Annotated in this window: 7 protein-coding genes; all 7 read left to right on the top strand. The window is 72.7% G+C overall.

The annotated features are described in order from the left end of the window. The first annotated feature begins 189 nt into the window (after positions 1–189). Positions 190–1,602: a glycosyltransferase family 4 protein gene (locus tag VF647_08885; protein HEX8452199.1), complete on the top strand. Its 1,413-nt coding sequence runs from the start codon at positions 190–192 to the stop codon at positions 1,600–1,602. Continuing rightward, positions 1,586–2,416, top strand: coding sequence for an ABC transporter permease (locus VF647_08880; GenBank protein HEX8452198.1), 831 nt, complete (start codon positions 1,586–1,588; stop codon positions 2,414–2,416). Before VF647_08885 ends, VF647_08880 begins: the two co-directional genes overlap by 17 nt. Before the next feature lie 12 nt (positions 2,417–2,428). After that, positions 2,429–3,781, top strand: a complete 1,353-nt coding sequence (locus VF647_08875) for an ABC transporter ATP-binding protein (protein HEX8452197.1) — start codon at positions 2,429–2,431, stop codon at positions 3,779–3,781. A gap of 22 nt (positions 3,782–3,803) precedes the next feature. Further along, positions 3,804–4,718: a putative capsular polysaccharide synthesis family protein gene (locus VF647_08870; protein HEX8452196.1), complete on the top strand. Its 915-nt coding sequence runs from the start codon at positions 3,804–3,806 to the stop codon at positions 4,716–4,718. Then, positions 4,715–5,665, top strand: a complete 951-nt coding sequence (locus tag VF647_08865) for a putative capsular polysaccharide synthesis family protein (GenBank protein ID HEX8452195.1) — start codon at positions 4,715–4,717, stop codon at positions 5,663–5,665. The genes VF647_08870 and VF647_08865 overlap by 4 nt, the downstream gene beginning before the upstream one ends. Before the next feature lie 4 nt (positions 5,666–5,669). Beyond that, complete coding sequence (locus tag VF647_08860) at positions 5,670–6,572, top strand: putative capsular polysaccharide synthesis family protein (GenBank protein HEX8452194.1); 903 nt, start codon at positions 5,670–5,672, stop codon at positions 6,570–6,572. 118 nt (positions 6,573–6,690) lie between these two features. Further along, positions 6,691–7,013: phosphoadenosine phosphosulfate reductase family protein (locus VF647_08855; protein ID HEX8452193.1), on the top strand; the 323-nt coding region annotated here is incomplete at its 3' end.

Below are 7,013 nucleotides of genomic sequence, written 5' to 3'. Positions count from 1 at the left end.
ACCCGCTCTACGCCCCGTACGCGGCCGATTACCTTTGGGAGGAGGGCGCGGAAGCGGGCTCGTAATGCGTCACTGCGCGCGCGCCGAGCTCCCCGGGCGGTTGACACGAACGCCCCGGTCCTGCGATGATGCCAGTGCAAGACGGGCGTTTTCGTGGATTTCCCCGCGTCCGACCCGTCGTCTCCGCGCATGAAGATCATCGTCACCGTCCACCAGTTCCTCCCCGATTACTCAGCCGGCACAGAGGTAATCGCACTCGGTATCGCGAGGGAGCTACAGGCGCGCGGCCACGAGGTGGTGGTGGTGACCGGCTACCCCGACCCGCGCCCGCTGCGCGACGAGGAGCGCTTCGACTGCTACACGTACGAAGGTCTGCGGGTGGAGCGCTTCCGCCACTCGCCGGATCCAATGGGCGACCAGAGCGTGGTGACGGAGCTCGCGTACGACAACCACCTCTTCGCGCGCGCCTTCGACCGGCTGCTGGCCGAGGTGGAGCCGGACGTTGTCCACTTCGTCCACCTGGCGAGGCTCTCCGCGGCGCTGATCGGGCCGTGCGTGGAGCGCGGCATCCCGACCGTCTTCACCGCGACGGACTTCTGGCCGGTGTGCCCGTACAGCCAGTTGCGGCTGGGCGGCAACGAGCTGTGCGCGGGGCCCGGCGAGTCGGGGATCAACTGCATCCGCCACGTCGCGGCGAACGTGGACAGCCACCCCGTTTCGCTCCCCGGGATCGTGGCGCGCGCCCCCAACTGGATGATCGGGCTGGGGGTGAAGGCCGCCACCGGCTCGCGCCTCGTCGCGGGGCGGAGGTTCGTCGCCGAGACCAGGGCGCTGGTGGCGCGGCAGCCCTTTCTGCGCCGCGAGCTGAACCGGATCGACCGGGTGCTCGCCCCGTCGCGGCTGATGGAGAGAACGCTGGTGGAGGGCGGGATCGATGCGGAGCGGGTGTCGTACCTCCCGTACGGCATCGACGTGGCCGGCGACGCGCAGCAGGCGGAGCGGGGGAGGGAGCGCGTGCTGCGGCTGGGCTTCATCGGCAGCGTGGCCGAGCACAAGGGCGTGGACGTGGCAGTGGATGCGCTCCGGCTGCTCCCGCCGGCACTCCCCGTGGAGCTGAGCATCCACGGGGAGGCCGGGACGAACGCGGCATCTCAGGCCTACCATGCGCACATACGGGCGCTGGCCCAGGGCGATCCGCGCATCCGGCTCTGTCCGCCGTTCCCCAATCGCGAGGTGCGGCGCGTGCTCGCCTCGATGGATGCGCTGGTGGTGCCCTCGGTCTGGCCCGAGAACACGCCGCTGGTGGTGTACGAGGCGTTCGCGGTGGGGTGCCCGGTCATCGGCTCGGACGTGGAAGGGATCGCCGAAGTCGTGGGGCACGAGGTCAACGGCCTCCTCTTCGCCCCCGGCGACAGCTCGGGGCTGGCGGCGGCGATCCGGCGGCTGGCGGAGAACCGGGCGCTTCTGCGCACCCTTGCCGCGCGCACAAGCCCGCCGCTCTCCGTGGCGGCGCACGTCTCGCGGCTGGAGGCGATCTACGGCGAGCTGGCGGCCCGCGCGGTCGGCGCCCGAACGAGCGAGGCGCATGCTGGTCTCGGTTGACGCGGCCCAGCCCCGCCCGGCCATCACCCTGCCGGACCGGGCGTGCATCCGCGAGCTCTGGGACTGGCGGGGGCTGTGGCTCACCTTTCTGCGCCGCGACCTGCAGCAGCGCTACCGGCGCAGCGTGCTCGCCTTCGCCTGGATCGTGCTGCAGCCCGTCGCCGGAATGCTGGTGTTCGGCGCCGTCTTCGGGCGCATCGGCCGCATCGGCGCGGACGGGGTGCCGTACCGCCTCTTCATCGTCGTAGGCCTGACGTTCTGGATCTTTGCGCGCGGCGCGCTCACGGCCAGCGCCGGGAGCGTGGTGGCGCAGAGCAGCCTGGTGACGCGGGTGTACTTTCCGCGGCTCCTCCTTCCCCTCGCGGCGATCGCGGGGCGGCTGATCGACTTCGGGCTGGGGCTGGGCGTGGTGCTGGCGGTGCTCGCGGCATTCGGGCGGGTGCCCGGGCGGGGGGTCTGGCTGGCCTTGCCCGCGCTGGCGGTGGCGCTCGTGCTGGTGACCGGCCTCGCGATGGCAACGGCCGCCGCCAACGTCCGCTTCCGGCAGGTGAGCGCGGGGCTCCCCGCCGTCATGCAGCTCTGGATGTTCCTGTCGCCCGTCATCTACCCGGCCTCCCTGGTGCCGCCGGAGTGGCGGGGATGGTACCGCCTCAACCCGATGGTGGGAATCCTGGAGGCGTTCCGCGCCGCGATGCTGGGCCAGCCGGCCTCCCTGAGCGAGCTCGCCTACCCGGCGCTGGCCGCGGTCGCGATCTTTACGGTTGGATTCTCGATCTTCCGCTGGATGGAAGACGAGTTCTCGGACCGCCTGTGAGGAGCGCCGCGCGTGCCTGAACCGGCCATCCAGGTAGAGGATCTGGGCAAGGTGTACCCCGTTCCGGCCCCCGAAAGCGGCTGGATCGGCCGGCTCGCGGGGACGCAGCCGCGCCCGGAACCGCGCTGGGCGCTGCGCGGCGTGGGCTTCACGGTGATGCCCGGCGAGTCGCTGGGCATCCTGGGGCACAACGGGGCGGGGAAGAGCACCCTGCTCAAGATCCTGGCGCGCGTGACGCGGCCCACCACGGGGCGCTTCCAGCTTCGCGGGCGGCTGGCGGCGCTCCTGGAGCTGCAGGCCGGGTTCAACCCGGAGTGGACGGGGCGCGAGAACGTCTACGGCAAGGGTGCCACCATGCGCGCCGTACGCGCCGAGATCCGCCGCCGCTTTGACAACATCGTCGCCTTCGCGGAGCTGGAGGACTCCATCGACCTGCCCATCCGCAGCTACTCCAGCGGGATGCGCACGCGGCTGGCGCTCTCGACCGTGCTGCACCTGGAGTCGGACATCCTGATCGTGGACGAGGCGCTGGCGGGCGGCGACCACCACTTCCAGCAGCGGTGCCGCCGCAGGCTCACCGACATCCGCGATCGCGGGACCGCGCTCCTGCTCGTCTCGCACCGCGCCTCCACGGTGGCGGCGTGCTGCCAGCGTGCCATCACCCTGGACGGCGGCGTCGTGGTGGCGGAGGGGACGGTGGAGGAGGCGCTCAACGCGTACCACCTGCGCCGCCCCGACCCGGCTTCCGCACGCGGGCGGCGCGGGCTGGGCGCCGCGGAGCCGCTCACCGCGCACCGCTCGGCTCCGAGCGCGGACGGCACGGCCGCGGTGCGCATCGGCGGGCTGCGCGTGTGCGGCGAGGACGGGCGGACGGCCGCGGTGGCGGGCGTGGGCTCCACCGTAGGCATCGAGATCACCTACGAGGTGCCGGCGGGCGGCGCGGAGGTGGTGGCGGCGCTCTGGTTCCAGGACGACACGGGGTCGTGCACCTTTTTCGTGGCGGAGGATGGCGCGGAGTGGCGCGGCCGCACGCGTCCCGCCGGCACGTACCGCTCCACCGCCTGGCTCCCTCCGCACCTCCTGGCGCCCGGACGGCTGCGGGTGGGCGCGCGGTTGTGGGCGCGTGCGGACGGCGCGGGGCCGGAGTCCGGAAGCGTCGCCGAGCTGCACCCCTCCGAGGGCGTGGGCTTCGAGGTCCTGGAGGGGCTCGCGTCCGCCGGCGGGTTCCCCGAGCCGCTGGCCGGCGTGGTGCGGCCGTCGGTGCCGTGGACCACCCGGTTCCAGCCGCCGGAGACCGGTGCAGCCACACCCGGCGGGCGCCCTTCTCCGGACGGGCGAGCCGCCGCGTACCCGGGGCGGGAGTGACCGCCCTGATGAACCCGATAAGATGACCGAATCGAGCCATACGCGGCGCCCGGCCACGGTCCGCGTCCGCGGGGCCCTGGCCGAGCGGCTGCGGCGCGTCGCCGAGCTGGCTGGGGCGGAGCCGTCGCTGGACGACCTGCACCTGGTCCTCACCATCCCCAAGACCGGCACGTACACGCTGCTGGAGCTCGTCCAGAGCCTGGGGCTGCGGGCGGACGTTCGCGGCACCAACCACCAGCTCTGCTCGCGCCGCCCCGCGGAAAGCTGGGAGCGCGATCCGCGGGCGCGCGCCTTCATGGTGAACGCCGCATGGGAGCGCGGGCGCGTGAACGAGCGCTGGGCGATCCACCACCACCTGCGGCGGAGGGCTCCCGCCGCCGGCTGCGCTCCGCCGCGCAAGGTGCACGTGATCTCCGCCACGCGCGAGCCGGTGAGCCAGCGCCTGTCGGGAGCGTTCTTCAGCGCGCGCGAGAACCGGGAGCCCATGGACGCGGAGTCAGCGCTGGCGCGGCTCATGGAACGGACGCCGCTGAGATCGGGATGGCTGAGCGGCGCGCGCTGGTGGGAGCTGGATGCCTGGTTCGACCGCAACGTGAAGGAGACGATGGGAATCGACGTCTTCGCCGAGCCGTTCGACCGTGAGCGCGGGTGGCAAATCTACGAGGGTGAGGACGCGCGGCTCCTGCTGGTCCGCCAGGAGAGCTTCGCCCGGCTTCCCGAGGCGGTGAGCGCCTTCTACGGGCTCCCCGCCCCCGCCGCCGTTCCGCACGCCAACGCGGGCGAGCACCACGCCTATCGCGGCAGCTATCGCGAGGCCCGGGAGAAGCTGCGGGTGCCGGCGTCGCTCCTGGACACGGTGTACTCGGGCCGCTACGCGCGCCACTTCTATTCAGACACAGAGCTGCAGGCGTTCAGACGCCGCTGGGAGGAGCGATGATGAGCCTTGTGCGCCGTGCCGCACGCCGGGCGCGCCGGGTGCCGAGGGGGCTGGTCCTCCGCGCCGCGCGCGCCGGCATCCGCGTACTCTCCGGCCCGGACGAGGCGCGGCCGCCGATGATCGAGGACCTTCACCTGGTGCTGTCGCCGAACCGGGTGGGGTCCAACACCCTGTGGAACGTCCTGCGGCAGCTTCCGGTGGAGGGCGCGTTCCACAAGGCGCACTCGGTGTGCGGTCCCGAGCTGCCGGGGTGGGAGGAGTGCCCCTTCCCCAAGTGGGAGCTGGTGCAGATGAACGAGTCGGACGGCAAGACGTGGGAGCGGGTGCTGCTGCACCGCCGCCTCATGGCCCGCGCCGCCGTCGCCGGGGGCAGGCCCCCGCGCAAGATCCGCGTGATGAGCGCCGTGCGCGAGCCGGTGGCGCAGTGGATCTCCGCGCTCTTCTACTCCGCGCAGCGCTACCCCGAGGCGCTGGATCCCGCCTCCCTCACCGTGGAAACGGTGACGCGCTACCTCACCGGCGAGCTTCACATCGTCTACCCCTGGCTGGAGGGCGGCGAGTGGTGGGAGCACGACGCGTGGATCCGCCGCGAGCTGGGGGAGCGCATGGGGCTCGACGTGTTCGGCGCTCCCTTTGATCGCGGGCGCGGCTGGCAGCTCTACGAGGGGCGCGATGCGCGGCTGCTGATCATCCGCCAGGAAAGCATGGGGCGCATCCAGGAAGCCGTCGGCGAGTTCTACGGGCTCCCCGCGGCCAGCGTCCCGGCGGTGCGGGAGAACGACAGCGGCAGCTTTCCGTACCACGAGCAGTACCTGAGCGTCCGCGCGCAGATCCGCCTCCCCGAGCCGCTCCTCGATCGCATCTACTCGACGGAGCTGGTGCGGCACTTCTACACGCCCGCCGAGATCGCGGGGTTCAAGGCGCGGTGGAGCGGGCGCGGTGCCTGATTCGATGACCGATCGAGCGGGCGGCATTCGCGGCGCGCTGGCCGGAGGGCTGCAGCGGCTGGCGGAGCGGGTGGGAAGGGAGCCGGCGCTGGACGACCTGCACCTGGTGCACACCATCCCCAAGACCGGCACGTACACCCTGCTGGAGTTCATCCAGAACCTGGGGCTGCGGGCGGAGATCCGCGGCACGAACCACCAGCTGGGCCTGCGGCGCTCCGCGGAGGCGTGGGAACGCGACCGCCGGTCGCGCGGCTTCCTGGCCGGCGCCGGCTGGGACCGCGGGCGGATGAACGAGCGATGGGCGGTGCACCTGCACCTGCGCGCCGCCGCCCGCGACGCCGGCTTCGTTCCGCCCCGCAAGGCGCACGTGATCTCGTCGACGCGCGAACCGGTGGGGCGGCGCCTCTCGGGGGCGTTCTTCCGATCCCGCAAGAGCACCGAGCCCGTAGCCTTCGAGGCGGCGCTGGCGCGGCTGCTGGACGAAAAGCCGGCCGCGCGCGGACTCATGGCCGGCGCCCACTGGTGGGAGCTCGACGCGTGGTTCGACGCGAACGTGAAGGAGACGATGGGGATCGACATCTTCGCCGAGCCCTTCGACCAGGCGCGCGGCTGGCAGATCTACGAGGGGGAGGAGGCGCGGCTCCTGCTGATCCGGCAGGAGAGCTTCGCGCGGCTCCCCGAGGCGGTGAGCGCCTTCTACGGGCTCCGCGTGCGCCCCGCCGCCATCCCGCACGCCAACGCCGGGGAGCAGCACGCCTATCGCGGCAGCTATCGCGAGGCCAAGGAGAAGATCCGCGTTCCGGCCTCCGTGCTGGACACGGTGTACTCGGCCCGCTACACGCGCCACTTCTATTCGCCCGACGAGATCCGCGGCTTCAAGGAGCGGTGGGGCGAGCCCGCACCGTGAAGCGCCGCCGCGCCCCTGAAACGGGCGCGGGGGGTTGCTCCAGCCCCGCCGATTGGCGACGTTGGGTCGTGGGCGCAGTGCACCCCGCCGCTCCCCGCCCGACCCGCCCAGAGGACGCATGACCCCCGCACCGGAAGCCGAAGCGCTCGCGCCCGCCCAGGACGTGCCGCGCCTCCACCGCCCCAGCCACCTGGACGCGCTGGAGTCCGAAGCCGTCTACGTGCTGCGCGAGGCGGCGGCGGAGTTCGAGCGCCCCGTCCTCCTCTTCTCCGGCGGCAAGGACTCCACGGTGCTGGTGCGGCTGGCCCAGAAGGCGTTCTGGCCCGGCCCCATCCCGTTCCCCCTGCTGCACGTGGACACGGGGCACAACTTCCCCGAAGCCATCGAGCTGCGCGACCGGCGCGCGGCCGAGCTCGGCGTCGAGCTGATCGTCGCCTCCGT

Source organism: Longimicrobium sp. (genome assembly GCA_036387335.1).
Lineage (GTDB): Bacteria > Gemmatimonadota > Gemmatimonadetes > Longimicrobiales > Longimicrobiaceae > Longimicrobium.
This window is presented reverse-complemented; position numbering and strand designations above follow the sequence as displayed.

Coding starts and splice junctions, on each gene's coding strand:
- VF647_08880 (HEX8452198.1), top strand. CDS start 1,586: ATGCTGGTCTCGGTTGACGCGGCCCAGCCCCGCCCGGCCATCACCCTG.
- VF647_08865 (HEX8452195.1), top strand. CDS start 4,715: ATGATGAGCCTTGTGCGCCGTGCCGCACGCCGGGCGCGCCGGGTGCCG.
- VF647_08870 (HEX8452196.1), top strand. CDS start 3,804: ATGACCGAATCGAGCCATACGCGGCGCCCGGCCACGGTCCGCGTCCGC.
- VF647_08860 (HEX8452194.1), top strand. CDS start 5,670: ATGACCGATCGAGCGGGCGGCATTCGCGGCGCGCTGGCCGGAGGGCTG.
- VF647_08885 (HEX8452199.1), top strand. CDS start 190: ATGAAGATCATCGTCACCGTCCACCAGTTCCTCCCCGATTACTCAGCC.